This window comes from Flavobacterium ichthyis, from assembly GCF_009915155.1.
GTDB classification, from domain to species: domain Bacteria; phylum Bacteroidota; class Bacteroidia; order Flavobacteriales; family Flavobacteriaceae; genus Flavobacterium; species Flavobacterium ichthyis.
Genome location: NZ_JAABLM010000014.1, coordinates 55,281 through 81,637, shown reverse-complemented (window position 1 = coordinate 81,637; position 26,357 = coordinate 55,281). Strand labels below are relative to the sequence as shown.

The following is a 26,357-nucleotide window of genomic DNA, read 5'->3' as shown; positions in this document are numbered from 1 at the left end:
TCATGTTTATTTGGTTTTTAAATGTTCCGGTAACAAACGTGGTAGAATTTCAAATATAATAATTTTTGGATAATGTTAACAATTTCTGCGTAATATTTTAGTCTAGTCAAAGCCATAGCTTCCTTATGGATACTTTATGTTTTATCCCACTTTGTTAAAATCGTTAACATTTCACAAATCTCTTTATTTTTTCTCGTCAAAAGGAAATTAAAAAACCTAACAGGTTTTGGAAGCCTATTAGGAGAAAACCTAAAACTTTGAAACTTGAAACAAAATTTCACCATTTTAGGCATTTAAGAACATTGGTGTATTTCTCGCAAACGTTTGTAAAACTTTAAAAATCAAAAACTTGTGACTGCGTTAGCGATTGAAGCGGCATCCTTTTGTGAAGCGACAGCGGAACAAAAGATACAGCGAAAAGCGCGACCCAATTTTTGCAGGATTTTTCTGGTTTGCAGTTGGGTTGAAAATTGGGGAACGCCCAAAAAATTTATACTGCAAAAAATTCTTCGAGCTCACGTAAAGTTTCCTGGCTGGTTTGGATGTCTTTTACGACTTCGCCTTTGTGAAGCGCCACGATGCGGTTAGAAACTTCTACGGTATGCATGAGGTCGTGGCTGGAAACTAAGATGGTGATGTTAGGATCGTCTGCCAATTCTTTGATGATTTTTTTGAGGCGAAATTGTGTCGTGGGATCTAAATTAGCAAAGGGTTCGTCTAAAACAATTAATTCGGGATTGCCGATTAAGGTGGCGATGATGCCTACTTTTTTCTGGTTTCCTTTTGAGAAATCGCGAATGTATTTTTTGCTGTTGAGCACTTCGCTGTTAAAAAATTCGGTGTGTTTAGCCAAAAGCGCGTCAACATCGGCTTTGTTTTGCCCGCGCAAATCGCCAATGAAATAAAAATATTCTTCGGGCGTGAGGTAACCGATGAGGAAACTTTCGTCGAGAAATGCAGCGGTTAGAGGTTTCCATTCTTCAGTTAGGTTTACCTGGAAATTATGATTTTTGATGTAACCAGTTGTTGGCTGAATTAAATCGAGCAGCAGGCTGAAAAAAGTGGTTTTCCCGGCTCCGTTGTTTCCAACTAAGCCAAAACTTTCGCCTTTTTTGATTTCTAAGTTATTGATATTTAATACGGTAACACCGTTATATGTTTTTTTGAGTTGTGAAACTTGTATCATGGTGTGTTGATTTTGGTTTATGATTTTTGTTTGTAAGCTTCGAGGGTTGAATATTTTTCGTTTTTATAAATTTTTTCGATGGCATTGAAAGCGGCATTTTTAAAAGCCAATCCGCACAATCCTACTACGGCAATGATGGCAAGTGCCATATTTTGGTCGAGCAATTTACTTCCGATCCAATAAATCAGCATTGGGACTACTAATTGTGGAATAGAAATTAGAAGTGTTTTCACATTGTAGGCTTTTTTATCGCCAAAAGCACCTTTGGTAGAAGCTAAATCAATTGGCGTTTTGGTAAAAGCACCGCCCAAAAGCACCAGCAATGAATTGATTCCGATGTTGTAAATCGCACCAACCACAATCATCAAATAAATATGCAGACCAAAATATAAATAAAACGAAGCGATAATTGCCGTAACAATTGTAGCCAAAACCATCATGGACCATTTGGCTTCGAGGTATTGTTTATACGGAATATTTTGTGTCATCATCAACGGGTAATAAGCACTGTCCCAACTCGGAACAAATTGCCCAAAAGTGATTAAAAATCCACCCGAAACAAAAACGGCGGCAAACATTTTCATACCCGAATTATCGTAGGCTTCAAACGCTCCGGTGAAAAAAAGCAACCCGTAAAATAGGAACAAAACGCTCATGAAAATTGTGGTTTTGCTGCGTTTGTTGCGTTTAATCATCCGAATATCGTTTTTGATAAATGAACCGATGGCGCCAAAACGATCGAGCCAAGTGAAATTTTCGGTTTTGGCAATGTCGTGTTTGACCGAAAGTCCGGCATCGAGGAAAAGATTTTTCTTGAAATAATTAAAGGTGATTTTATACAGCAAAAGCAACACCAAAAATGGCAACAAAAACAAATAACTGCTGTTGTACATTTCCTGAAAAAACGGACCTGTGTAAACCGTAATGTCAAATAGATTGTAATATTGGGTTAAACCCAAAATAATGACAAGCCCAATGAACACCGAAAATAATTTGTCTTGATTGGTTAATAAAATATTCAGGAAATTATTGATGTAGAAAAAACAAATCAGGGCAATGTTATAAAAAATCACTTGCAACGGACTGTAACCTTTGACCATCAAGGTGATGGAAAACGGAATAAAAAAGAAGGCGTGAATCCAGTTAAAAAACGAAAACATAGTTTTTCCCAAGGAAAAATTAACAATCGTGGCATCTTTAATGGGTAAAACCAAAAGCGGCCGAATGTTGAGCACCGGAATTTTCTGTAGCAAAAGCCTGAAAATTAAATCTATAATGAAATAATAAATCAGGAATTTATTGACAATTAACAACGGATCCGGGAAATAATCTTTAAGCCCAAAATATGCCAAAACACCTAATGCTGCAAAAACGACACAGAAATAAATGACACCAAAAATCATCAATATTCGGAGCGCTAAATTTTTAGCAAAACTCGACGACCGCGAAAAAGCTTTCCATTCGAGCCATAAAAATTGTTTAATCATCTTTTTAGGGTTAGAGGTTAGTTAATTTTTTGTTTCAGGTGCAAAGTTTCAGGTTTCAGGTTTAAAAAATCTTTCAATCTTTCAATCTTCAACCTTTAAATCTTTTAGTCTTTTAATCATATATCTGATGTTATGAGTAATCAAAATACTACAAATGTTACAACTATTTAGCAATTTTATATTCAGGATAAGTTTCTTCGAGGTATTTTTCGGATAAATTTGGAATAACAAAAACCATTACATACCCTAATAAAAAGAACAAGGAAACCATCGTTACTCCTATCGAAATTCCTAAATTAGTTTGGAAAAAAGCCTCCGGAACGTGTAATAAAAGTTGCATCGGCAAAGTGAAAAAAAATAGCCAATCGCCATAATGAAACACAATTTCTTCGAAAAGCCATTTCTTGTCGCTTTTTTGGCTTGCGCCAAATTTTCTCTTGTTACTTTGAATTTTGACTATCATACAAACCGTCATCGCCAATGCCGAAGCAACTAAAATTTCCTGTACGAAACTAATTTGTTTGAACAAAAAAATCAGTCCGACGATTGTGGCCAACGTCAACATAATTTTCGGGAACGAAAAAAACTCTTTAAAATGTTGCCAGACAACTTGGTTATATTTTTTGGAAAGCGCACTTCTTCGCGATTCTACCACATCCATAAACCCAAAAATGCCAAATTTTTTAAATTCTTTTTGCAAGGCTTCTTCAAACGATAATTTTGGATTTTCTTTCCATTCTTCTTCAATGGCATTGGAAAGATGATCGACTAATTCGGTTTGTAAATCGTAGTGCTCTACAAAATGTTCGCGGGTGAAGCGGTAGAGGCTTTGAATTTGCTCGTCTGATAATTTCATGTTTACAAATTAATTACTCGGTTTTGGAACTGCTTGTGCTTAAAGAAACTATAAATTGCGATTGGAAAATAAGTAATAACCATTGCCTTAAAAATTACTATTGGCGTAATTCCTAAAACATGAAAATACATTATATCAAAACATAAAAACATTATTGCCATTTTATAGATTCGCTTAAACTCATAAGAAAAACTCGTTTGATAATTTATTCTAGAGATTGAATAACGAAGAACAGATAAAATTATAAGTAAAATTATACTTATTGCTAAGAGCAGGTTTCTTAAACTTTCTGATTTAAATTCATTCATGAAATGAAATTGTAATATTAAAAGTCCGATAATTATAGGAAGAGTTATACTGTTGTAAATCATATAACGCTTTTTAATTCCATCTAAAACAATAGAAGAAAAACTACGTTTATTGCTAATCCAAATACTACTTTTTAAAAGTAAACTTGGCTCCCATTTTTTTAATACTTTTGGCAAAGCATCTTCAAAACTGGTATTTTGTTTTTCACATAAATCTTCTGTTTGCGATGCTATATGATCTTTGATCTCTAGTTTAAAATCTAAAAAGTCGAGCTTTCGTTGTTCAAGATATCGATCTATTAAATCTAAATTTTCTGTTGTTGCCTTCATCTTAATAACTCAATTTAGGATTCACAATAGTTCGCATATTCTTGATAAATTCTTCCAATTCCGCCAATCGGTTTACGGTTTCTTTGTTTCCTTTTTCGGTAAGTTTATAATATTTTCGAAGGCGATTATCTACTTTTTCCACTTCAACTTCCAATATTCCATCTGCTTCCAATTTATGCAAAGCCGGATACAAAGCACCTTCGGTAATGTTCAATTCGCCTTTGGTAATTTCTTTTACCTTCTGGGTAATTTCATAACCATACATTCTGCCTTTTTCTTCTAAAAGCCTCATTATAATGGTGTTGAGACTTCCTTTATACAATTGTGAGTTTTTCATAATTTGAAATTTGAAATACAAATATACATAAGTTTCTTATACATCAAAATCTTATGTATCAATTTTATGCGTTATTTACCAAAATTGCTTTGTGGATTATGTATTTTTGCAGAAAATATTTTGCATGTCATCATTTTACAAATTAGCTATAAAAGAAGTTCGACGTGAAACCAAAGATGCCGTTTCAGTTTTGTTTAATGTTCCCGATGAGTTTCGGGATTTCTACAAATTCACAGCCGGACAATACATCAATTTAAAATTAACGCTCGACGGAAACGAAATTCGCCGTGCTTATTCCATTTGTTCTTCGCCCGAAAGTGGTGAGCTGAGAATTGCCATTAAAGCCGTATCAAACGGGGCTTTTTCTACTTTTTCTAACAAAAGTTTGAAAGCCGGCGATGTTCTCGAAGTGGGAACTCCCGAAGGAAAATTTATTTTTGAACCCGATGTAAACCGAACCAAAAATTACGCGGCTTTTGCAGCCGGAAGTGGGATAACTCCTGTGATGGCCATTTTAAAAACGGTTTTAGAAGCCGAGCCCAACAGTACTTTTGTGCTGGTTTACGGAAATAAATCGCCGGAAGAAACCATTTTCCACAACGAATTACACGATTTACAGCTAAAATATACCGGAAGATTTTTCTTATACTACGTATTCAGTCAGGTTCGTGCCGAAAATGCTTTATTTGGACGAATCGAAAAATCTGTGGTAAACTTTGTTTTTAAAAATAAACACGCCGGAACCGAATTTGACAAATTTTACCTTTGTGGTCCGGAAGACATGATTAACACTGTGAATCAGGTGCTTTTAGAAAATAACATCAAGGAAAAACATATTAAGTTTGAACTTTTTTCTACTTCGGCAAAAGAGAAAAAAATTGACGAAAATCTTGACGGACATACCAAAGTGACCGTGATGGTGGACGACGAAGAAACCACCTTTGACATGTCGCAAAAAATGACGCTTCTAGATGCCGCGCTAAAACAAGGCGTTGACGCTCCGTATTCTTGCCAAGGCGGAATTTGCAGCAGTTGTATTGCAAGAATCGTTTCGGGAACAGCAGAAATGAAGAAAAATTCCATTTTAACCGATAGAGAAATCGCCGAAGGTTTGACCCTAACTTGCCAAGCACATCCCACTTCTTCAGAAATTTACATCGATTATGATGATGTGTAGATAGTTATCTATTTGCTGTTTTTAAAATCTGAATTACCGCAAGATTACGAATTAAAAATTCAGTGGAACTTGTGGTAATTTTTTTAAATTTCCGTTATTTTCTCCACCACCTCTTCCACCTTTATACTTCTCATTGCATCCTCATAACCATCGATAATTTTGTTTCCATAAACTGAAGTAGGTAGTTTTGGAAATTTTTCTAAATCTGGAATTAAAGAATTTTTTAAAGGTTGATTGAATGGTGTGAAACCCGCAAATGGATGTGTCGCGCCCCAAAGTGTGATGACTTTTACCCCTAACATTGCAGCAATGTGGCCATTTCCGGAATCCATGGAAATCATGACATTGAGGTTTGAAATGAGTTGTAATTCTTGCTGAAATTTAATTTTTCCTGCCAAATTAATCACGTTTTCTTTTCCGGAAGCAAATTGGTTTAAGATTTCGATTTCTTTGTTTCCGCCTCCAAAAAGAAAAATTTTGTTCTGCTCATTTTCGGCTAAAGTATCAATGACTTTTTGCATTAAATCTTGTGGATAAACTTTAGATTCATATTGTGCAAATGGCGCAATGCCAATCCATTTTTTATCTTCTTTTTTTCCAGCAATAACAATAATTTCTTCTGACAAAATTGCTTTATCTGGGAATTCCGGATTTGATAAATTTATATTAAAACCTAACCGCTTAAAAGTTTCAACATGTCGCTCCACCATTGGTTTTACGGGTTTGAAAATTTTGTTTTCAGGTCGCGTCAAAGCTTTTTTTTCAGCACGACCTTTGTCAACCGCAGCTGTTTTTTTTCCGCTTAACACAAAAAGATTCCGAACCACTTTAGAACGCAAAACGTTGTGCAAATCTGCGAAAGCGTCGGGTTTTAATTTTTTTAAATCAGAAAAAAGCCGAAGTAATCCGAAAAATCCTTTGTGGCGTTTTTGAAGATCAACTGCAAAGAAATTTACATTCGGAATTCCGTTGAAAAATGGTTTAAAAAACGGTCGGGAAACTATGGTGATTTTTACAGAGGGAAATTGTTTTACAAAAGCCCGAATTACTGGAACAGTCATGGCTACATCGCCCATTGCGGAAAGTCGAAAAACGATTATGTGGTTTATTTTTTGAGACAAATTGAGATAGATTAAAATATAAAAACCTAACAAGTTTTGAAAACCTGTTAGGTTTATTAATTGATTTATCTAAATGCTTACTTCCTATTCTGATACAAAACCGGATTTAATTCCTCGTCATTATACATTTTCATTTGTTTGTAAACCTTCATGTATTTGTCTCCGTTTTCAATATCGGTCAATAAATCATCGATAGCACTGGTAAGATCTTTGCGTTGTTCGAGCAAAATATTAAGTTTCACTTGGCAATTGCTAATGTGTTCTTTGGAAGCGTCTTTTCGGGTAGCTTCTTCATTCATGTGGTAAATTTTTAGAGCCAAAATTGACAATCTGTCAAAAGCCCAAGCCGGACTTTCAGAATTGATTTTTGCATTGTCTTTCACTTTCACGTCGGCATATTTTTTTAAGAAAAAACTGTCAATAAATTCCACCATATCGGTTCGTTCTTGGTTAGAAGCGTCAATTTTTCTTTTCAATGTTAATGCCGCAACAGGATCGATATTCGGGTCACGAATAATATCTTCATAATGCCATTGAACGGTATCAATCCAGTTCTTTAGGTATAACAAATGTTCGAATTGATCCTTCGGATACGGATTTTCGATAGGTTGATCCACACTATCGTATTTGTGATAATCCAAAATGCTTTGCTCAAAAACAGAATAAGCCAGTTGTGAAAACATATTTCTTTTAAATTAGATTACAAATATAGTTTTTCTAACTTTATCGCCGAAATTTGATTTCAGATTTCAGATTTCAGATTTCAGATTTCAAAACCTTGAACCCAAAACCTATTACCTTACAACGTACAAATATGCAGATTCATTATTTATCGAACGAAAACAGTGTTCTTAATCACTTTTTAGGACAAATCAGAAACATTCATGTACAAAAAGACAGCATGCGTTTCCGCCGAAATATCGAACGAATTGGCGAGGTAATGGCTTACGAATTAAGTAAAAATTTGCATTATAAAAACATAGAAATCCAAACACCTCTTGGGATAAAAAAAACCACACAAATCGAAGATAATCTGGTTTTATGTTCGATTTTAAGAGCAGGTTTGCCGCTACATTTGGGTTTTTTAAATTATTTTGACGATGCCGAAAACGGTTTTGTTTCTGCCTATCGCCATCATTACAACAACGATGATGCTTTTGAAATTAAAGTAGAATATCAAGCCGTTCCCGAAATTGAAAATAAAAATCTGTTGTTAATCGATCCAATGTTAGCCACCGGACAATCAATGGTAGCGGTTTTCAATCAATTATTAAAAAAAGGAGCGCCAAAACAAATTCACATTGCCGTGGTAATTGCAGTTCCCGAAGGAATTGATTATCTCCAAAAAAATCTGCCGGACAACGTGCATCTTTGGGTGGCAACGCTTGACGAAAAACTTAATGAAAAAAATTATATTGTTCCTGGACTTGGAGATGCTGGCGATTTGGCATACGGCAATAAATTATAATTGAGAAAAAAAAGTGAGCAAACTACAGCCTACAATAAAATAGACAATGGTTTCCTTTAACCACGAAATTTGCATGGCTTCCACGTGATTCGTGGCTAAAATGGCCAATGGTGCAAAGGTGTAAATGAGCAAACTGTTACTTTTTTCAGCAGAAATTAAAAACACAATCACACCTAAAAAAAACATCACAATAATTTTTTTGTATGAAGATTGCATGTTTAGCGGTTTGTTGGTAACCGTTAGCGCTTGTGTGATGAAGAAGAAAAGTCCGCAAACCACGTAAAGTGACAAGGCAAAATTTTGAAAATTATTGGTAAAATAATTAAAGTTAAAATCAATTTTAGCACTGTCAATCACGGTTTCGATTAAACTTTGGTCAAAAATAAATGCATACAAAAGCCCAATTACGACCACGGCAAAAAACGCAATGAACGGCAAAACCCAATTTCGATAATCGCGGGAAACGTGAAAAATAATCGATACGAATACAATTAGAATAAAAAATATACTCCAAAAATGGAACAATGCCGCAATGAAAATCCACAACGAAGCATCGAATATTTTTTCTTTTGGCGTAAGCAAAGATTGTAAAGAAATTAACCTTCGCATGGCCAATAGGATGAAAAAATTAGACAAAATCAAGTCAGTATTGCCTAATGTAGTGGGAAAAAGTATTAAAAACGAAAAGAAAAATAAAAAAGCGTAACTGTTGTCTTTACTCAAATTATTTTTTTTGGTGATAAAATTGATGATGAACAACGAACCCGTCAAAAGCAGCAACAGTCCAGTTTTAACCAAGATATCATTGACAGAGACGAAACTTCCGGGTAACTTTTGAAGGTGCAAAAAATAGCAAATCACCAACAAAGCTGAAAGTAAAATGTAATTTACCGGACGTGATTTACCAAAAACGCTTGTTATCATAAGGATATTTTATATTTTTGCAAATGTAAGCATACAACTGGTTTTAATGGTTAACTTTTTGTAGCCGTGATAAATTTAAAACAAAGAAAAAAATATGAAATCATTTTTTGAAGGAATTGAATATTTGTTTGTAGAAATTCTTTTCGCACCACTCGATTGGTTAAGAAGACTTGAGTTAGAAAGCTGGTGGGCTGCCAATACATTGAACTGGATTTTCATGATTATTTGTGCAGTGGCAACGGTTTATTGGATCAAGCAATTGCGTTTGCACAAAGAAAATAACGACGAATATCAAGATACAACTGCACATTCTTTCTTGAAATAATTTTTTTTAGAAAGATTCCCATTTGCAAAAAATCCGGAACTGAAAAATTCAATTCCGGATTTTTTATGTTTTAAATTTGAAAAAAAATTATAGATCGAACCCAATGTCACGACGGAAATAAACGTCTTCAAATTTTATTTTTTCGATATTCGCATACGATTTTTTCAAAGCATCTTGAAAATTTTCGCCGTAAGAAGTAATGGCCAAAACTCTTCCGCCGTTAGTAACCACGCTGTTTTCCTGCATTTTCGTTCCGGCATGAAATACAATTGAATCTGCCACATTTTCCAATCCGGAAATGATTTTTCCTTTTTGGTAATCTTCTGGATAACCTCCGGAAACCATCATTACTGTTGTTGCTGAACGAGTGTCAATTTCAAGGTCAATTTCGTTTAATTTTTCATTGGCGACTGCCTCAAAAAGTGCTATTAAATCGCTCTTAATTCTTGGCATCACGACCTCAGTTTCCGGATCGCCCATTCTTACATTATATTCAATCACCATAGGTTGATTGCCCACTTTTATCAATCCGATAAAAATAAATCCTTTGTATAAAATATTGTCGCGTTGTAAACCTTCAACCGTAGGTTTTACAATTTCTTGCTCAATTTTTTGCATCAAATTTTCATCGGCAAACGGAACTGGAGAAATGGCTCCCATACCTCCAGTATTTAAACCAGTATTGTTTTCTCCAATTCTTTTATAATCTTTGGCTGTAGGTAAAATCTTATAATTTTTTCCATCGGTTAACACAAAAACGGAGAGTTCGATGCCGTCTAAAAATTCTTCAATTACCACTTTTGAACTTGCTTGACCAAATTTTTCATTGACCAACATATTTTGAAGTTCAGTTTTGGCTTCGATTAAATCGTTTAAAATCAAAACGCCTTTTCCAGCTGCCAAACCATCGGCTTTTAAAACATAAGGTGGAGATAATTGTTCTAAAAATAGAAAACCTTCTTCCAGATTTTCTTTGGTAAAACTGCCATAAGCTGCGGTTGGGATATTATTTTTTATCAAAAATTCTTTAGCAAATTCTTTACTTCCTTCCAATTTTGCGCCTTGTTTTGAAGGTCCAATTACCGGAACATTTTTCAATTGATCATCCGAAGCAAAAAAATCAAAAATGCCTTCAACCAGCGGATCTTCTGGACCCACGACCAGCATTTGGATGTTCTCTTGAATTACAAATTTTTTAACCTGCTCAAAATCAAGTGGATTCAAGTTTATATTTTGTGCTATTTTTTGTGTTCCGGCATTTCCAGGAGCCACGAAAAGTGAAGTACAGTTCGGACTTTGCAACATTTTCCACGCCAAAGCATGTTCGCGACCGCCAGAACCAAGCAATAATATTTTCATTTTGTTGTGTTGTTGTTTAATTCTGCCAAAATTAATTGCTTTTGAAGATAAAAAATAATTAATTTACCAAAAACTATCAACTTTTGCATGCCGTGAAATTATTTGATTTTTCGCTGAAGGTAAACGGCTTTCCAATTGATGAAGCCAAGGACGAATTTGGGAAAATTTTACAAATTCCGGAAACTGGTTTTTTTCAGCATTTGGAACAAAAAAAACAGGAAATTGTTGATTTTCATATCCATAACAACAATTTTTATAAGAATTTAATTGGAAATGATCAAAAGATTTCTTGGCAAGATTTACCGGTTTTAACCAAAAAAGAACTGCAAATTCCGCTTCGTCAAAGACTATCTAAAGGTTATAACGAGAAAAATATTTTTGTGAATAAAACTTCGGGTTCAAGTGGTGATCCGTTTATTTTTGCCAAAGACAAGTATTGTCATGCTTTGACTTGGGCTTCCAATATTTACCGATTTGGTTGGTACGGAATTGATTTTAATCATTCATTTCAGGCTCGTTTTTACGGCATTCCGCTGGATTTTATTGGAAACAAAAAAGAGCGTGTTAAAGATTTTTTGAGTCATCGGTATCGTTTTCCGATTTTTGATTTAAGCGATGAAATTTTGGAAGGTTTTTTACAAAAATTTAAAACCAAAAAATTCGATTACCTCAACGGCTACACCAGTTCTATCGTATTATTTGCTAAGTATTTACACCAAAAAAATATTGTTTTAAAAACAGTTTGTCCCACTTTAAAAGTTTGCATCGTTACTTCCGAAATGCTTTTTGAAAATGATAAAATTTTAATGGAAAAGCAATTTGGCATTCCAGTTGTCAATGAATATGGTGCTTCGGAATTGGATTTAATTGCCTTTGAATACCCTGATGGAGATTGGCAAATAAACGCCGAAACACTTTTTGTAGAAATTTTAGACGACAATAATATTCCGGTGAAAAATGGTATTGAAGGAAAAATTGTGATTACTTCGCTCTACAACAAAGCCCATCCTTTTATCCGATACGAAATTGGCGATCGTGGTATTTTAGACGAAAAAAGTACCCCGAAAAAGCCTATTTTGAAAAAATTATTGGGCAGAACTAATGATTTTGCGGTGCTTCCAAGTGGGAAAAAATCGCCGGGATTAACGTTTTATTATATTACAAAATCCATTATTGAAGACGACGGAAACGTAAAAGAATTTGTCATCAAGCAAACTGAAATCGACCGCTTTTTGGTAGAATATGTGAGTAAAATTTCGCTTACGCAAAATCAAGAAATGCAAATTATGAAAGCGGTGGACACCTATTTAGAACCAGGCTTAATATTTGACTTTGTCAGAAAAGACGTGCTTTCAAGAACCAACAGAGGAAAATTAAAACAGTTTGAATCTTTGCTAAAACCTTAATTTATGCGCGAAAATGTAATCCTTACAGAAGAAACGATTTCCGAAAAAATTTACTTTATCCGAAATCAAAAAGTGATATTAGACAGAGATTTAGCCTCACTTTACGGAATTGAAACGAGAGTTTTGAAACAAGCCGTTCGAAGAAATATCGAGCGTTTTCCGGAGGATTTTATGTTTGAAATTACCGAAACAGAAAATAACTTTTTAAGATCACAAATTGTGACCTTAAAGAAAGGAAGGGGTCAACATCAAAAATATTTACCAATGGCGTTTACCGAACATGGCGTGTTGATGTTATCGAGTGTTTTGAACAGCGATAAAGCCATTCAGACGAATATTTCAATCATGAGAATTTTTGCAAAAGTGCGGCAAATGTTGCTTGACACTACCGAAATTCGATTGGATATTGCTCAAATTCAAAAGAAATTAGAGAATCAAGACAAAAATATTGAGTTGGTTTTCAGTTATTTGGACGAACTTACTGAGAAAGACGAAAAAGTTAAACCCCGAAATAAAATTGGTTATAAAAAGTGATTTTTATTAAAAAAAAACTACGTTTTCTCAATGTATTTTGCCTTTAAGAAAAAATGCACAAACAAAAATCCCATCATACAAAAAACGCTTTCTACTGCAGATAATTTGTGGAAATGCCTGTAAACATTATAGTTGTGCTTAAGCAAATTAATTTTTGAGGATGAAACTGAACTTTTGCGTACGCGATAACTTGCCAAAACTTCGGGTACAGGTTGAGCAATTTTTATTTTTTTTAAAATGACGAGCCACATCATCCAGTCTTGTCTTTTTCTAAAACGACTGATGGCTATTTTACCAAAAAAATCTACGCTGTAAATTCCGGTAAGATTTCCTATATGATTGCGCCAAAAAAGTTGCCGAAATGTAAGTATTTGTGGTGCTTTGACAATTTTATTTAAGTTTGTGCCTTGGTCATTGATACAATTGTAAAAGGAAAACGTAAAAGGCAAATTGTTTTTTTGTAAAAAGTTAATTTGCTTCGACAATTTTTCGGGAAGCCATAAATCATCGGCATCGAGGAATGCGATAAAATTACCTTTGGCTAAATCTACCGCTTTTTGACGGGCAATTCCGGCTCCAGAGTTTTCTTTTAATTGAAAACATTTGATTCGAGAATCTTCGAGAAATTTACTGATTTCTGCCACCGTTTCGTCCGTTGAAAAATCATCTACAATGATCATTTCCCAGTTTTGATAGGTTTGATTTTGAACGGATTGAATGGTTTCGGCAATAAATTGTGCAGAATTGAAGGCTGGAGTAACAATGGAAACCAACGGCGTTTTCATGATTAATAGGCTTTTTCCTCGCCACGAAGTGCATTAAAAACCGTAAGAAAAACGATTTTTATGTCTAATAGGAGTGACCAGTTTTCGAGGTAAAAAATATCAAATTTTACGCGATAAATGATGTCTTTTTCAGTTTCTACTTCTCCACGAAAACCTTTGGTTTGGGCTAATCCAGTAATTCCAGGTTTTATGAAATGACGTACCATAAATTTGTCGATTCGACGGGCATACATTTCGGTATGGCTTACCATGTGAGGTCTTGGTCCTACAACTGACATATCACCTAAAAGCACATTAAAAAATTGCGGCAGTTCATCAATACTGGTTTTTCTGATGAATTTTCCTACTTTGGTGATTCTGGGATCATTTTTTGAAACCTGATGGAGATCGGCAATTTTGTTCAAATGCATGGATCTAAATTTAAAGCAGTAAAATTCTTGATAATTAAGACCGTTTCTTTTTTGTTTAAAAAATACTGGACCACGAGACTCGAGTTTAATGAGAATTGCCATAATTGGCGTAAGCCAAGATAAAAGTCCGAGGATTATGACCAGGGAAAATAATATATCGAACACGCGTTTTACAACCATATTAGCGGTTTGGTCCAGGGGAATATTTCTTAGGGAAATAATGGGAATATAATCATAATAATCAAAAGTGTAATTCCGAGCCATAATTTCTTTATCGTCCGGAATGAATTTCAAAATTTTAAGATTGTTATCGGTAAAATCCACAAAATTAGTCACTTCGGTATTAGAAACATTTGAAAGCGAGCAATAGATTTCATCAATTTTATTGTTTAATACGAAATTAAAACACTCTTCTATTTGCTCTTTTTTATTTTTTGTTAATGTAAATGTGTGTTCTAATTTATAGCCATAATCTGGATTTTCGTTAAAAAAATCTCGTAGTTGGTCCACTCTTTTTCCATGTCCAACGATGACTACTTTTCTAAAATTTCCACCAAAAACAACCCTGAATCTCCTTAATGCGAAATAGACGAAAAATTTAGCTAAAGCGATGATTATCAATGATAGTGTAACAAATTGAATCATCAATGATGGTTCGGAAAATTTCAGAAAAAATCCTATAAAAGCGAAGTTTACGAGCAGGAAAAAGAGATATTGCTTGATGATTAAGCCTAAAATATCAATGATTTTTGTATACCGATATACTTCGTAGAAACCAATGTTCCAAGAAATAACCAGCCAAGAAATGGTGATAAAAAGGTGGTATGTAAAAAAACTGAGCGATTCGGGCAATAGGAAATACGCCAAGATGTTGATGATGATCAAATCTAAGGTGTAAGAAAATGGCCTGATGTAGCCAGAGTATCGTCCGGTTTTTTTTCGCATTTAAAAAATAAATTTAGAAAAATCTTTGTGTTCTTCTTTCATCAATTCTTCGGACGACAATGATTTAAAATATTCGTACGTTATTTTCATTCCTTCACTGCGTGAAACTTTTGGTCCCCAACCGAGGATTTCTTTGGCTTTCGTAATGTCGGGTTGACGTTGTAAAGGATCATTTATAGGTAAAGGATGGTATACTACTTTTTGCTGGGTTCCAGTTAATTTAATGATTTCTTCGGCAAAATCTGAAATAGTGATTTCGTCTGGGTTTCCAATATTTACTGGCAACACGTATTCCGAATGTAAAAGCCTGAAAATTCCTTCCACTTGATCATCTACGTAACAAAAGGATCTTGTTTGCGAACCATCGCCAAAGATAGTTAAATCTTCGCCACGCAAAGCTTGCCCTATAAATGCTGGAATTACACGTCCGTCGTTGAGTCTCATTCTTGGACCGTAAGTGTTAAAAATTCTTACGATTCTTGTTTCTACTCCATGAAAAGTATGATAGGCCATGGTAATGGATTCTTGGAAACGTTTGGCTTCGTCATAAACACCTCTCGGACCGATGGTGTTTACGTTTCCGTAATATTCTTCGGTTTGTGGATGTATTAATGGATCCCCATAAACTTCAGATGTGGAAGCGATTAAAATTCTTGCATTTTTTACCCGAGCCAATCCTAATAAATTATGTGTTCCTAACGAACCAACTTTTAAGGTTTGGATAGGAATTTTTAAATAATCGATAGGGCTTGCTGGAGACGCAAAGTGTAAAATATAGTCGAGTTTACCCGGAATGTGGACAAATTTTGTAATGTCGTGGTGGTAAAATTCGAAATTTTCGAGTTTGAAAAGGTGTTCGATATTTTTTAAATCGCCAGTAATGAGATTGTCCATGCCTATTACATGGTAACCTTCGGCAATGAAACGATCGCAGAGGTGTGAACCAAGAAATCCGGCTGCTCCGGTGATGAGAATCTTTTTAGTCATGGGTTACTTTTGGTTGTATGGAATGATATGTATTTAGTAAACAGTAAAAAACAATAAAAAATGTTGCTCCTCTTTGCCTCCATAAGAATGACTCTGTTATAAAAAGCGTGAGCATTAAAATTGCAAATGCAATATGAATAAAATCTTTGGTTTTTACAGCATTTTTAATGTTAATAATCAAGATGAACATCAACAATATAAATCCTATAATGCCAAGTTCGGCAAAATTTTGAACATATTGATTGTGAAAATTAAACGAGCCATATCCGGGATAAAGGTTATATTGTTTTTCTTTAGCTTGAAGTTTTGTTTTTGAGGCGTTTAATCCAAATCCTTTCCAGAAGATAGGTTCTTCTTTTAAAAATTCCGTAAACATTCTAAACTGATAAACTCTGAAAGAAGTTCCTGGCAAGAAATCATTGTAGGTAAAATGCTCGTTGTTCCAGGCTTCATAGATACTAATGTTATTTACTCCAGTTGTATTAGTAGTGTTTACATTGTGGGAAAGACTTTTAGATGAGTTACTTCTAAATTCAATTAAAAACCGTTCTTTAATTTTTCCTATTGATAATATCGCTCCGAGAAGCAGCAAGATGATGGTTAAATTCCTCAATCTTAACTTATTGCCAATGTTGGAGAAGAAAAAAATATTTATGAGAAGTAAAATGATAAATACGATTATAATGTTCTTTGAGGAAAGTAGCATTATGAATACAAACATTAAGATGCTTGCGACTATATCTTTTTGGGTACGATTTTTTTTTGTAAAAAAATAGAAGAATGCGAGTGCTACAAAAACTGATACGTGTATGGCATTGAGTAATCGCGGTACTAAGCCGGTATCTGTTTCATTGTTAGGTCCGTGGTAAAAAAATACTGTGGTTTCGCCGGTAGTAAAATAACGTACGAATGCTCTAATTATATAATAGATTACAAAAAGTAAAATGGTATAACTGTAATATTTTACAATTGTATCTTTTTGATTGACTGTAAATCTAGGAATAATTGCAAAAGCAAGTGGTATTAAAACGAAAGCGATTTCTTTGGGAATTGCTTTAAGTGTTTCTTGAGTATCGATTGACCAAAAATAGGACAAACCCATCCAGATAAAAAGAAGCATTGGTAAAATTAATACCAATGAAAAATTAGGCTTTGTTTTGTTAACAAAAAGAAATGCTGATAAAAAAAAGAGTACTAAAAAAACATTGTTTAGCGCTAACGAAATAGGAATAGAAACCACCAATGCCAAGAACGGTAGAAACGATGCGTGTTTCTTTGAGTTATCCTTGAAATCATTTATGGGATTGGTAAAAAAATTGTAAATATTGCTCATTTATTTTTTGCCAGTTAAATTTTTTCTCGATTGCTTGGAAGTTGTTTTCTACGAGTTGCAAGTTATCAATTTTTTTAGTTTCGTTTAAGATTTTTTGAACCTCAAATTTATTAGAAAAATAAATACCGTTTTCTTGTAAAATCCCTTGGTTAAATTCATTTAAATGAGCTGCGATTAACGCTTTTGATGCCATTGCTTCTAACAATGAAGGGTTGGTCCCGCCCACGGTATGTCCGTGAAAATAAATATTTGAAAAATATCTTAAATTATTAAGGTCTTCAAGATTATAGATAGCGCCTAAAAATCTTATGTTAGTATATGTTTTAAATTTATTTTTTAAATAAATTCCGTGCTTTGTATTGTAATTTCCAATTACTAAAATGGGTGATTTATTGTCCGAAAGCACCACGCCATCTAATACCATTTCAAAATTATTTTCTGGTTCAAAACGCGCCATAATCATGTTAAACTGGTGAGCCTCTACCTGATATTTTTTTAGGATTTCAGGATTTGGGTTGTTAAAATTATCGGCTCCGTAAGCGATGTATTTACTGTCAACTTGGTATTTGCTTTTTAAATAATTCTGAATGCCAATGGAATCCGAGATTAAATAATGACTGCTTTTAACGGCTAATTTTTCGGCAAATTTTAGTAAATTTTGTATTAAAGGTGAATATTTGGTTCTTTTCCATTCTAAGCCATCCATGTTGGTAATGATGGTTGATTTTTTCTTTGGGAGTAACCAATGCCAAACCGAATTACTCGTGTAACCTAGTTGTAAGATAATATCAAAATTTCTTTTTCGAGAATCAAGAATACAATTGAGATCGTAAATAAATTGACCAGCGGTTCCTATTTTATGTTCCGGATCATATTTAAAAATAATCTTTACGCCTTTGTAAACCGGGTTTTGATAAGGGTGGTTGTGAGAGTTATAAACGTAGACATCATGTCCTTTTTCGGCTAAAAAAACAGCAAAAAAGTCTGCAAATTGCTCAAAGCCTCCATAATGGTTGGGGATGCCTCGTGTTCCTAAAATTGCTATTTTCATTAAACCTGTTTATCTTTGAGATGCCAAAAGTAACGATTTTTAAGAAAATATTAAGTAATGAGTTCTTAAGAATTTTGACAAATTTACCGTCTGTTTTTTTTTCAAATTTTAAAAATGAAAAACTATAGTTAGACTATTTATCGCTATTTTTGTTTTATAAAATTTTGAAAACATGATTAATTTTGATGCTCTAGAAAATAATCTGGATAATTTAAGAAACGAATATTTATCAGCACAACCGTTTCCGCATTTAATTATCGATAATTTTTGTGATTTAGAGAAGTTAGAAAGGGCTTATGAAAGCATTCCGGAACTTAACAATAAAAGCCGTGATTATGCTTTTGCCAATAATAAATTTGAAAAATCTAATTATAGAGAGCTTTCATCAGAACTTTTAGAATTATACAACGACCTTGCTTCTGAGAGATTCAACAAAATTCTTTGTCATATCACTGCAAAAAAAATTTTTGTAGATCCAAAAAATCACGGTGGAGGTCTTCATCAAGGGAAGAAAAACAGTTTTTTAGACATGCATTTGGATTTTAATTATCATCCCATTAATAAAAACTGGTATCGAGAACTTAACTTGCTTTTGTACCTAAACAAAGACTGGAAACCGGAATACAAAGGCGGTTTAATTGTAAAAGATTTGCGTACGAATGAGGAAAAGGAATTGGATGTACCGTTCAACCGACTTATTATTCAGCAATGTGCTCCTTACACACTTCATGGTTATAATATGACAAATTTCCCAGAAGGAAGATTTAGAACCTCAATCGCAACTTATGCTTATCAAGTTCACGAACATTTGATCGAAACGCCTCGTACAACGGATTGGTTCCCAAATAAAGATGCTTCATTTATGAAAAAATTATTGGCCAAAAATTATAACTTTTTGGTACAAACCAAAAACAAATTTTTTGGAAGCGGAACTGCTAAAAATCAATAATGTTTAGATGAAATACGTTCTTGTTATCAATCAATCAGCTGAATTGTATGGTGCTGACAAAGCTATTTTGGAGTTAATTGAAAATTTTCCAAATGGATATACGCCAATAGTGGTTTTGCACGAAGACGGCCCTTTAAAATTGGTTTTACAAGAAATGGGGATTGAGGTAATTCACTCTTCGGTAATAAAAATTAAACGTGGAATTTTTAATTTTTCGTATCTTTTACAGTTACCTTTTGAAATTATTGGTTCGTTATACCGCATCCGAAAATCTTTAAAAGGAAAAGAAATTGCGCTCGTGCATTCAAATGCGATTTCTGTATTTATAGGGGCTTTTTATTCTTTTGTGTTTCGAAAAAAACATCTTTGGCACGTACACGAGATTATCGAAAACCCAGAGATTGCAGCGAAAGCCTACCCAAAGATTGTTGCGTTTTTTTCCAATTTAATGGTTTTTAACTCTCAAGCGTCTTATAATCAATTTTATAAATACAACAAAAAAATAGCCAACCGTTCAGTTGTAATTCACAACGGTCAAAATAGGAATGTACCGCCAACAAATGAAGAAGTGTTAAGAGAAATTCGCTCAACATACTTCAAGGCTACCTCATCTCAAACAGTTATTGGATTAGTAGGAAGAATCAGTCGTTTAAAGGGACAACAAGTTTTGTTAGGTGCCTTTCAATTTCTGGTGAAAAAATATGACAACGTGAAACTCGTTTACATTGGTTCTGCTCCAAAGGGACAATCACATTATCTTACGGCTTTAGAAGAAAAAATTGTTGAAAATAATCTAGAAAACGATGTAGAAATCATTGATTTTCAGGAACAAATCTGGCCATTTTATGATGCATTAGACATTGTTGTAGTACCTTCTACCGAACCGGAATCATTCGGACTGGTTGCAACAGAGGCTATGCTTTCTAACAAACCTGTAGTGGCTTCGGATTTGGGTGGTTTAAAAGAAATTATTGTTCACGAAAAAACCGGATATTTATTTGAACCAGGGAACGTAAATGAATTGTTTTTGGCTTTGGAAAAATTAGTTCTGTCAGAAGATTTAAGGGTTAAGATGGGATTGAGTGGAAATTTAAGGGTAAGAAATAATTTTACCGCAAACGCTTATGCTACCAAGTTTAAAAACGCTTATGATGGATTAACTTCCACCAAATGAGCCTGATTTCTTTCTATTTTTAGCAACGCTTCACGATAACAAATTAGCAACCCAATTACAATAGATTTTGTGTCTAATTTTAGATATAATCCCATAAACACCCAATTGGATACTATGAGAAATAAACTGCTTCCGATTAAGAGTCGATTGATGTTTTCTATTTCTTGAAAGTTTGTTTTTTTCTGCTTTGCAACCAGATAAATTGAGAAAATTAAGAACAAAACTCCAATTAAACCTGATTTTAAAAAAACGGTAAAAAAACCATTGTGAAGTATCGGAATGTATTGTACAATACTCCCGTCTGTTGTATAAATTTCCTGTCCCAAATTTACCCTTGAGCCAAGTCCTTGTCCAAAAATAACAGCTCCTGCTCCATCTCTAAATACTTGCTTGGTGGTAATTATATTTTCATAGGAACGATAGTTATCATTAAAATCTTTCCAATCACTGCTGTTCACTCGCGTTTTAAATGCTTCTATTGGCGCATTTTTTATTTTATATAAAAATGCTTCCATTCCTTTACCGGTTCTGGAAGGATTGGTATTATAAATCACAGCGTAACCCATTAATACAAAAATAGTTGTCACCGCCATAAAACTCACTGATTTTTTGGTGATTTTAAAATAACCCTTCATTGCCATATACAAAATAATAAATTGTATGAAATTGGTACGAGAAAGGTATAAAAACGAAGAAAATGCCAGTAAAATCCCCATGATTATTAAATTTTTCTTGGAAATTGTGTGGGTAAATTTGTTCGCAAATACCACCAAAATCAGAGCATAAATTTCATAATCACTAAAGTAGCCTCCATATTCCCTTAATAAATTCACTGAAACACTTCTAAATTGAATAAAAGTATTAAGCACTAAGGCAATATGAATTGCTGCAATCAATGTTCCAGTACCAACTAAGGTTGAAAAAACATAATTTGGAAATTTTTTATAGAATTGATAACCCAGTAATAGACCAATTATAGGTTTGAGCAAATAGGACAAATCTCTAAAAAAATTATAACTGCCTTCATCTTGAAAAAAATACACCACAAAGGCAATCAGTAAGATTGCCACATAACAACTTGTTAACTTTATGATATCCACGGAATATCGATTAGCAACTGTGAGAAATAATGCTAAAAACCAAATTCCAAACGTAAGTTCGTAATTGTTTAAAAAAGGAATTGCCACACATAGGAAGAAAACAATTTGGTTGAAAGATTTAACTGTGATTGTTTTCATTCTTAATTTGATGCTTGTTGTTCAATACTGAGTGTGTAAAATATCCTACAATAAAAAAGATTTCAGCGATTATAAGTGACGAAATTATGCCATAAAGTTCGAACGATTTTATCGAAATTAAAATCAATGTGATATTGAGGATTGTCGCAAAAATAGCAATTTTTATATAATTCTTGTTGTTGTTTGTTGCAAACATTAACTGCTCTAAAGACAAAGTGATTGGAATAAGCAACGAGATGAAGAGCGACATCCGGAAAATAGGTTTTAAATTTTGCACCGAAATTTCAGATAGATTAAAAAACTGTAAAATTTCTGAAGCAAATATGAAAATGAAAAATAACAGGAATGAAATGACAGCAACGTTAGCAACTGCGTATTTTTTCCAAAAATTTAAGGCGTCTTTAATATTTATGGAAAATTTATAGCAGAGTTTCGGATAAAAAAACCTTAAAAACATTTGAGTGAAGGTTCTAAAAAGCGTTAGAACCTGTTCCATAATCTTATATTGTCCGGCGACATTAAATCCTAAAAAATACCCTGTTAACAATAGCGGCGAAAGTTGCCTTGCGGAGAGAAAAAGTTGGGAAATACAAAAAGAAAAATCGCTTCTTAAAATTAGTTTGATTCTGGTGGAATTTGGATAAGAAATTTGAAATTTATTTTTCCTACTTACCCAAACCAATCCAATCACGTTATAAACAAATGCACTTGCTCCTAAAAAAAAATTCACCAAAGTATAGTCGTCTTGTTCTGTTACCAAAACAAAAACTAAGAACATATAAGTTGTTTTGGATGCGATGTTGAGAATGCTAATCAGTAGAAAATTTTCTATTCCCTGGAGAAACCATACCGGATTAAATACTTGTGCAAATACAATTGTGATACTCAAAAAAAACAAAGTCGATTCTTGCCGAAGAAACGGAAAAAAAATGATAAGCGGCACAGATGTGACCACCACTACACAAAAAAGTAATAATTTGATAAAAATAGTTGTCCCTAATAACTCTTGAAGCTTGGCGGGCTCAAACCGATTTTCTGCTACTTGCTTAGTGCCTTTTATTTCAAATGCATAGTCAACAATTAAAATCAAGAACAACGACATCGCAAAGCCCAATCCAATTTTTCCAAAGCCCGATTCGCCACAAACCGATATAACAAGTGGCGCCACAATTAGCGGAATTAGTAAGTTAAAAGCCTGACCTACGCCATAGATAAAAAAATTTTGTTTGTTTTTATCTTTAGAAAGTAAATAAAGCTTGTTCATTATCATCCTTCAGAAATGTTATATCCAAAAATGAATTAACACTGGTTTTGGTGTTTCTTCATAAATTCCTTTGACATAATATTTATACTCAGGAACAAATCCTGTAATGATATCAATGATTTCTTTAGGATTATTTTGGGTATGATATGTTGTGATGGCTATTTTCGGCTTGTTTCGTTTAATTGTATTTTCGGCCCCACGCAACATCTCTTCTTCAAATCCTTCGATGTCAGCTTTTAAATAAGTAATTTTTTGATTATCAGAAAAAATACTATCAATCTTGTGGATTTCTACGGAGTTTGTTTGAGGAGTAGCTTCGTTAGAAATCATGCCTTCTAAAGAATTTTCATCAAACGAAATCACACCATCTTCATTTCCCACAGCATAGTTATAAATTGTGGTTTTTTTAGGATAATTTTGAAATGTTTTGGAAAGCGTTTTTACGAACGACGCACTTGGCTCAATCATAAAAATATGTTGGCATTTATCTATAACCGTTAACGGCATCAATCCTTCTGCGGTTCCAATGTCTAAAATAATTTCACCTTGGCTAACCTCTGTATGTTGTTTTTGATAAAAGTGCCAGTCGGTTTGGTCGAAAGTTTCCGCTACCACTTGGTCAAGCCTGTCAATGGAAAATATTCCCGGCCAAAATAATTTTCCAGAATGGTTTTTAAAGGTTATTTGATAATCTTCGTTGTCTTTTTCGATTGATTGGATAAATTTCGCCGCTATTTTGTTGACCCTCGGCTTTTTTAGAAACGTTATCATTTCTTTGAGAGAAACGTTATTTCTATTAATGAACAGCCAAAAAAATAATATTTTTATTCTTCGCATTGTATATATTTTTCACAATAGCATTTGCTTTTAATGCAAGTCCTAAAACTATTAAAAAACCATAAACTAACCTAAATTAGTTTATGGTTTTTTATAAGACTCGTAAAATGTTTTTTTACTTTGACAATTTTACCAATTGCTCGTTAAATACGCCATTTGAGAAAAACATCGGATCGTATGCGCCATTTTCTTGAACGATTGGCGTAATTAAACTTGTTGCTTTATCAAATTTTACAAACTTTTCGTCAGGAATAAAATAATTTGTAAAATCAGCACCCTTAACATCAAAAGTTTTGTCTTTAAAGGCAACTCGGAAATTGTTTACCAAGATCCCAGGTTGTGTTTTGTTTTGCCCAAAATCAAATCTAATTTGTGTAGGAAATACATCTTCCGGCAACGTAAAGATTACATCTTGAGCATTAGTACCTCCTTTAATTCCTGACCAAACAGAATTTACTTCTTCAAAAGGAGTTTCCGGGTTATTATCTTCTTTAAAAAAGATTTGAAAATCATCGTTTTGTTGCACTACGGCATTTAATGTAAAAGTGTAAACGTTCGGTTTTTCCGCTGTCTTTTCGGCAGCATCTTTACCTTCGTTCTTACATGATAAAATAGTCGTTACAAGCAGCAACGTTACTAAAACCTTGATTGATTTCATTTTTTGTTAAGATTTTTTTTGTTTTTTTTTTGGCCAAATTTATAAATTAAATTCTAATTGTCAATTCTTTTTAAACTAATAAAATATAATTTGACATTTCGGTCTAAATCACCTCTTGACAAATCATTATCGAAAGTGATTGAAATGGCTTTGGGTAACGTATCGAGTACCTCAAAAATATAAGATTTATACTTTTCAGAATTTTTTTCACTTAAAAAATCCTGACCTATAATTTTGTCGCCATATCTCACTACGATGTGGGCATTTTCACCATCGAGTGGGATTTCTGGCAAACTGTTTCCTTGCAAATCAAACTGATACTTTCCAGGTAACAATTTTATTTTTTTGGTCGAAGTAGTTTCGTTATTGAACATATATAAATTTCCTTGATCATCGAGAACTTTAGGATGTAAACTACCTAACTTTAGGTGTTCACCTGTTCCGGAAAGTGGGGCATTTTTAGGAATATAATGTCTGGCCCAACAATCGTGTTTTTCTATTTTTTGGTCTAAAATATAATTTTCATCTAAAAAGGCTTGGTCTTCAACTGAAACACTGTAAGGTCTTTGGTTGCCGTCAAAAAACCAAAATGCCTCTATTTCAACGGTATTGTTCCGCACCATATTAATGTAATCTTCTAATTTTCGCTCCGTTAATAATGTGTAACTTGGCGTATTTTTGAATAAAATATTGGAAGTGAAACCGTAGGTGGCATAGATTGGGTCGTTATCCACATTTTTTTTACTTATTTCTTTCGCTAAACTCTGCCATTCGGCCTTGTAAATTGTGGTGTAATATTCTCTTTCATAGATATAGAATAAGGAATAAACAACTAATGCGATTACCACAACGATTCGTAAAACTTTAGGTTTGAAAAGAGCAATGCAATACGAAAGCGTTAGGATAAACATTGCTAAACTTCCAATAAAATATCGGTTTAAGATTATCGAAATTCCAGCATAAGATTTCACAATTATAACGCCAATATTAAATACAATCCAAAAAGAAACTAAAGATAGCGCTATAATTTTTAATTTTTTAGTAGGCGTTTCTTTGTCTTTCTTAATTTTAAAAATTAATAGAATAATAAAAACAGGCACAGAAATAAGGAACAAATAAAACGAGATTTTAATACTTCCTAAAAGCTCGAAAAATGCTTGTTGTATCGTTGCCAAACTTGCTTCTGGAATCCAAAAAGATTTAATTTGGGAGACTTTTGCGATTATTTGATAAACGGGTATAAAAATTAATATAGAAATAATTCCGGCGAAGAGAAGTTGCCTGAAAATAATTTTTTTTTCTTTAGAAATAAGCAGAAAAACAAATAATGTACTGTAAATTACTGCAATATTTAAAGAACCCATTGGGTGTGCATTCGGGATCAATCCAGTGGCAATACCAACCCATATAGCATTTTTAAAACTTGGATTTTTTACATATTTCACCAGCCTAAACGAAGCCAATAATATCAAAAAAACCATAAACGCATACGGTCTTCCTTCTTGTGAGTGATAGATGTGAAAGAAATTTACGGTCATTAATACGGCCGCGATTTGTCCAGTTGTTTTATTTAAAAGTTCTTTAGCAAATAAATAAATCGTAAGCACAGACGCTACTCCAAAAACAGCGGAAAAAATTCTTGCCACTATAATTGAATGTCCAAAAAGGGAACTTAAAAACTTTAAACTTAGAAAATACAAATGAGGAAATCCTTCTCTGGTTAAAATCAATTCATGTGTTTGAGAAAAAGATAATTCAGGATCAGAAACCTGCAATGTACTTAACTCATCCAACCATGGCTCTTGTAGTCCGATGCTGAAAAAACGTAAAAATGCTGCAATCAATAAAACTGCGATAATAAAGAAATTTTTCTTTATAAAGTTTGCAATTACCATTTGTAGAAGTTGA

General features: G+C 33.5%; 26 protein-coding genes. 7 read left to right on the top strand and 19 right to left on the bottom strand.

Annotated elements, in window-relative coordinates; genetic code table 11:
* Positions 1-490 precede the first annotated feature (490 nt).
* The 5 genes from GV828_RS11410 to GV828_RS11390 all read right to left on the bottom strand — a co-directional run bounded on the left by GV828_RS11410 (position 491) and on the right by GV828_RS11390 (position 4,504).
* Entirely contained in the window at positions 491-1,186 is a 696-nt protein-coding gene (locus GV828_RS11410; RefSeq protein WP_166537627.1) for an ABC transporter ATP-binding protein, read from the bottom strand.
* Between the two features lie 17 nt (positions 1,187-1,203).
* The gene (locus tag GV828_RS11405; protein WP_166537626.1) at positions 1,204-2,673 is read right to left on the bottom strand and encodes a DUF5687 family protein; all 1,470 of its coding nucleotides are present in this window, start codon (positions 2,671-2,673) and stop codon (positions 1,204-1,206) included.
* A 163-nt stretch (positions 2,674-2,836) separates the two neighbouring features.
* Positions 2,837-3,529, bottom strand: a complete 693-nt coding sequence (locus tag GV828_RS11400; protein ID WP_166537625.1) for a hypothetical protein — start codon at positions 3,527-3,529, stop codon at positions 2,837-2,839.
* A gap of 2 nt (positions 3,530-3,531) precedes the next feature.
* On the bottom strand, positions 3,532-4,167 hold the full coding sequence (locus tag GV828_RS11395) for a hypothetical protein (protein ID WP_166537624.1): 636 nt from the start codon (positions 4,165-4,167) through the stop codon (positions 3,532-3,534).
* A gap of 1 nt (position 4,168) precedes the next feature.
* Positions 4,169-4,504 carry a PadR family transcriptional regulator gene (locus GV828_RS11390; protein ID WP_166537623.1) on the bottom strand — a complete coding sequence of 112 codons (336 nt, stop codon included), beginning with the start codon at positions 4,502-4,504 and terminating at the stop codon, positions 4,169-4,171.
* 124 nt (positions 4,505-4,628) lie between these two features.
* Here GV828_RS11390 and GV828_RS11385 point away from each other — a divergent pair, with 124 nt between their 5' ends.
* Positions 4,629-5,681, top strand: a complete 1,053-nt coding sequence (locus GV828_RS11385; protein WP_166537622.1) for a ferredoxin--NADP reductase — start codon at positions 4,629-4,631, stop codon at positions 5,679-5,681.
* An 83-nt stretch (positions 5,682-5,764) separates the two neighbouring features.
* On the opposite strand, the gene GV828_RS11380 is transcribed toward GV828_RS11385, so the two are convergent.
* Positions 5,765-6,757 (bottom strand): glycosyltransferase family 9 protein, encoded by a 993-nt coding sequence (locus tag GV828_RS11380; RefSeq protein WP_166537632.1) that lies wholly within the window; start codon positions 6,755-6,757, stop codon positions 5,765-5,767.
* A 122-nt stretch (positions 6,758-6,879) separates the two neighbouring features.
* Positions 6,880-7,485, bottom strand: a complete 606-nt coding sequence (locus GV828_RS11375; protein WP_166537621.1) for a DUF4254 domain-containing protein — start codon at positions 7,483-7,485, stop codon at positions 6,880-6,882.
* Between the two features lie 131 nt (positions 7,486-7,616).
* Between GV828_RS11375 and upp the strand changes: the two genes are divergently transcribed.
* Positions 7,617-8,270, top strand: a complete 654-nt coding sequence (upp, locus tag GV828_RS11370) for a uracil phosphoribosyltransferase (protein WP_166537620.1) — start codon at positions 7,617-7,619, stop codon at positions 8,268-8,270.
* On the opposite strand, the gene GV828_RS11365 is transcribed toward upp, so the two are convergent.
* The gene (locus GV828_RS11365; protein ID WP_166537619.1) at positions 8,265-9,194 is read right to left on the bottom strand and encodes a DUF6427 family protein; all 930 of its coding nucleotides are present in this window, start codon (positions 9,192-9,194) and stop codon (positions 8,265-8,267) included. The two genes, upp and GV828_RS11365, sit on opposite strands and share 6 nt — an antisense overlap.
* 94 nt (positions 9,195-9,288) lie before the next feature.
* On the opposite strand from GV828_RS11365, the gene GV828_RS11360 reads away from it, so the two are divergent.
* Complete coding sequence (locus GV828_RS11360; RefSeq protein WP_166537618.1) at positions 9,289-9,519, top strand: DUF6341 family protein; 231 nt, start codon at positions 9,289-9,291, stop codon at positions 9,517-9,519.
* An 87-nt stretch (positions 9,520-9,606) separates the two neighbouring features.
* On the opposite strand, the gene purD is transcribed toward GV828_RS11360, so the two are convergent.
* Positions 9,607-10,878, bottom strand: coding sequence for a phosphoribosylamine--glycine ligase (purD, locus tag GV828_RS11355; RefSeq protein WP_166537617.1), 1,272 nt, complete (start codon positions 10,876-10,878; stop codon positions 9,607-9,609).
* Positions 10,879-10,970: 92 nt separating this feature from the next.
* Between purD and GV828_RS11350 the strand changes: the two genes are divergently transcribed.
* Positions 10,971-12,284 carry a phenylacetate--CoA ligase family protein gene (locus GV828_RS11350; protein ID WP_166537616.1) on the top strand — a complete coding sequence of 438 codons (1,314 nt, stop codon included), beginning with the start codon at positions 10,971-10,973 and terminating at the stop codon, positions 12,282-12,284.
* Positions 12,285-12,287: 3 nt separating this feature from the next.
* Positions 12,288-12,818 (top strand): ORF6N domain-containing protein, encoded by a 531-nt coding sequence (locus tag GV828_RS11345; protein ID WP_166537615.1) that lies wholly within the window; start codon positions 12,288-12,290, stop codon positions 12,816-12,818.
* A gap of 17 nt (positions 12,819-12,835) precedes the next feature.
* Here GV828_RS11345 and GV828_RS11340 read toward each other — a convergent pair whose 3' ends face one another.
* The 5 genes from GV828_RS11340 to GV828_RS11320 are packed head-to-tail and all read right to left on the bottom strand — an operon-like array spanning position 12,836 to position 18,329.
* Entirely contained in the window at positions 12,836-13,603 is a 768-nt protein-coding gene (locus GV828_RS11340) for a glycosyltransferase family 2 protein (RefSeq protein ID WP_166537614.1), read from the bottom strand.
* Between the two features lie 2 nt (positions 13,604-13,605).
* On the bottom strand, positions 13,606-14,958 hold the full coding sequence (locus tag GV828_RS11335) for an undecaprenyl-phosphate glucose phosphotransferase (protein WP_166537613.1): 1,353 nt from the start codon (positions 14,956-14,958) through the stop codon (positions 13,606-13,608).
* Positions 14,959-15,945 (bottom strand): UDP-glucuronic acid decarboxylase family protein, encoded by a 987-nt coding sequence (locus GV828_RS11330; protein WP_166537612.1) that lies wholly within the window; start codon positions 15,943-15,945, stop codon positions 14,959-14,961.
* Positions 15,938-17,278 (bottom strand): O-antigen ligase family protein, encoded by a 1,341-nt coding sequence (locus GV828_RS11325; RefSeq protein ID WP_166537611.1) that lies wholly within the window; start codon positions 17,276-17,278, stop codon positions 15,938-15,940. The genes GV828_RS11330 and GV828_RS11325 overlap by 8 nt, the downstream gene beginning before the upstream one ends.
* Positions 17,238-18,329, bottom strand: a complete 1,092-nt coding sequence (locus tag GV828_RS11320; RefSeq protein WP_166537610.1) for a DUF1972 domain-containing protein — start codon at positions 18,327-18,329, stop codon at positions 17,238-17,240. The genes GV828_RS11325 and GV828_RS11320 overlap by 41 nt, the downstream gene beginning before the upstream one ends.
* 172 nt (positions 18,330-18,501) lie before the next feature.
* Here GV828_RS11320 and GV828_RS11315 point away from each other — a divergent pair, with 172 nt between their 5' ends.
* Together GV828_RS11315 and GV828_RS11310 are read left to right on the top strand one after the other, a co-directional pair.
* Entirely contained in the window at positions 18,502-19,278 is a 777-nt protein-coding gene (locus GV828_RS11315; protein ID WP_166537609.1) for a 2OG-Fe(II) oxygenase, read from the top strand.
* Positions 19,279-19,285: 7 nt separating this feature from the next.
* Positions 19,286-20,452, top strand: a complete 1,167-nt coding sequence (locus GV828_RS11310) for a glycosyltransferase family 4 protein (protein ID WP_166537608.1) — start codon at positions 19,286-19,288, stop codon at positions 20,450-20,452.
* Here the strand turns inward: GV828_RS11310 and GV828_RS11305 are convergent.
* The 5 genes from GV828_RS11305 to GV828_RS11285 all read right to left on the bottom strand — a co-directional run bounded on the left by GV828_RS11305 (position 20,425) and on the right by GV828_RS11285 (position 26,344).
* On the bottom strand, positions 20,425-21,690 hold the full coding sequence (locus GV828_RS11305; protein WP_166537607.1) for a hypothetical protein: 1,266 nt from the start codon (positions 21,688-21,690) through the stop codon (positions 20,425-20,427). The two genes, GV828_RS11310 and GV828_RS11305, sit on opposite strands and share 28 nt — an antisense overlap.
* The gene (locus GV828_RS11300; protein WP_166537606.1) at positions 21,671-22,954 is read right to left on the bottom strand and encodes a lipopolysaccharide biosynthesis protein; all 1,284 of its coding nucleotides are present in this window, start codon (positions 22,952-22,954) and stop codon (positions 21,671-21,673) included. Before GV828_RS11300 ends, GV828_RS11305 begins: the two co-directional genes overlap by 20 nt.
* An 18-nt stretch (positions 22,955-22,972) precedes the next feature.
* On the bottom strand, positions 22,973-23,725 hold the full coding sequence (locus tag GV828_RS11295) for an FkbM family methyltransferase (protein WP_166537605.1): 753 nt from the start codon (positions 23,723-23,725) through the stop codon (positions 22,973-22,975).
* A gap of 181 nt (positions 23,726-23,906) precedes the next feature.
* Complete coding sequence (locus GV828_RS11290) at positions 23,907-24,449, bottom strand: hypothetical protein (RefSeq protein WP_166537604.1); 543 nt, start codon at positions 24,447-24,449, stop codon at positions 23,907-23,909.
* Positions 24,450-24,502: 53 nt separating this feature from the next.
* Positions 24,503-26,344, bottom strand: a complete 1,842-nt coding sequence (locus GV828_RS11285; RefSeq protein WP_166537603.1) for a glycosyltransferase family 39 protein — start codon at positions 26,342-26,344, stop codon at positions 24,503-24,505.
* Between the last annotated feature and the right edge of the window lie 13 nt (positions 26,345-26,357).

Coding starts and splice junctions, on each gene's coding strand:
- GV828_RS11410 (WP_166537627.1), bottom strand. CDS start 1,186: ATGATACAAGTTTCACAACTCAAAAAAACATATAACGGTGTTACCGTA.
- GV828_RS11405 (WP_166537626.1), bottom strand. CDS start 2,673: ATGATTAAACAATTTTTATGGCTCGAATGGAAAGCTTTTTCGCGGTCG.
- GV828_RS11400 (WP_166537625.1), bottom strand. CDS start 3,529: ATGAAATTATCAGACGAGCAAATTCAAAGCCTCTACCGCTTCACCCGC.
- GV828_RS11395 (WP_166537624.1), bottom strand. CDS start 4,167: ATGAAGGCAACAACAGAAAATTTAGATTTAATAGATCGATATCTTGAA.
- GV828_RS11390 (WP_166537623.1), bottom strand. CDS start 4,504: ATGAAAAACTCACAATTGTATAAAGGAAGTCTCAACACCATTATAATG.
- GV828_RS11385 (WP_166537622.1), top strand. CDS start 4,629: ATGTCATCATTTTACAAATTAGCTATAAAAGAAGTTCGACGTGAAACC.
- GV828_RS11380 (WP_166537632.1), bottom strand. CDS start 6,757: ATGGGCGATGTAGCCATGACTGTTCCAGTAATTCGGGCTTTTGTAAAA.
- GV828_RS11375 (WP_166537621.1), bottom strand. CDS start 7,485: ATGTTTTCACAACTGGCTTATTCTGTTTTTGAGCAAAGCATTTTGGAT.
- upp (WP_166537620.1), top strand. CDS start 7,617: ATGCAGATTCATTATTTATCGAACGAAAACAGTGTTCTTAATCACTTT.
- GV828_RS11365 (WP_166537619.1), bottom strand. CDS start 9,194: ATGATAACAAGCGTTTTTGGTAAATCACGTCCGGTAAATTACATTTTA.
- GV828_RS11360 (WP_166537618.1), top strand. CDS start 9,289: ATGAAATCATTTTTTGAAGGAATTGAATATTTGTTTGTAGAAATTCTT.
- purD (WP_166537617.1), bottom strand. CDS start 10,878: ATGAAAATATTATTGCTTGGTTCTGGCGGTCGCGAACATGCTTTGGCG.
- GV828_RS11345 (WP_166537615.1), top strand. CDS start 12,288: ATGCGCGAAAATGTAATCCTTACAGAAGAAACGATTTCCGAAAAAATT.
- GV828_RS11340 (WP_166537614.1), bottom strand. CDS start 13,603: ATGAAAACGCCGTTGGTTTCCATTGTTACTCCAGCCTTCAATTCTGCA.
- GV828_RS11335 (WP_166537613.1), bottom strand. CDS start 14,958: ATGCGAAAAAAAACCGGACGATACTCTGGCTACATCAGGCCATTTTCT.
- GV828_RS11330 (WP_166537612.1), bottom strand. CDS start 15,945: ATGACTAAAAAGATTCTCATCACCGGAGCAGCCGGATTTCTTGGTTCA.
- GV828_RS11325 (WP_166537611.1), bottom strand. CDS start 17,278: ATGAGCAATATTTACAATTTTTTTACCAATCCCATAAATGATTTCAAG.
- GV828_RS11320 (WP_166537610.1), bottom strand. CDS start 18,329: ATGAAAATAGCAATTTTAGGAACACGAGGCATCCCCAACCATTATGGA.
- GV828_RS11315 (WP_166537609.1), top strand. CDS start 18,502: ATGATTAATTTTGATGCTCTAGAAAATAATCTGGATAATTTAAGAAAC.
- GV828_RS11310 (WP_166537608.1), top strand. CDS start 19,286: ATGAAATACGTTCTTGTTATCAATCAATCAGCTGAATTGTATGGTGCT.
- GV828_RS11305 (WP_166537607.1), bottom strand. CDS start 21,690: ATGAAAACAATCACAGTTAAATCTTTCAACCAAATTGTTTTCTTCCTA.
- GV828_RS11300 (WP_166537606.1), bottom strand. CDS start 22,954: ATGAACAAGCTTTATTTACTTTCTAAAGATAAAAACAAACAAAATTTT.
- GV828_RS11295 (WP_166537605.1), bottom strand. CDS start 23,725: ATGATAACGTTTCTAAAAAAGCCGAGGGTCAACAAAATAGCGGCGAAA.
- GV828_RS11290 (WP_166537604.1), bottom strand. CDS start 24,449: ATGAAATCAATCAAGGTTTTAGTAACGTTGCTGCTTGTAACGACTATT.
- GV828_RS11285 (WP_166537603.1), bottom strand. CDS start 26,344: ATGGTAATTGCAAACTTTATAAAGAAAAATTTCTTTATTATCGCAGTT.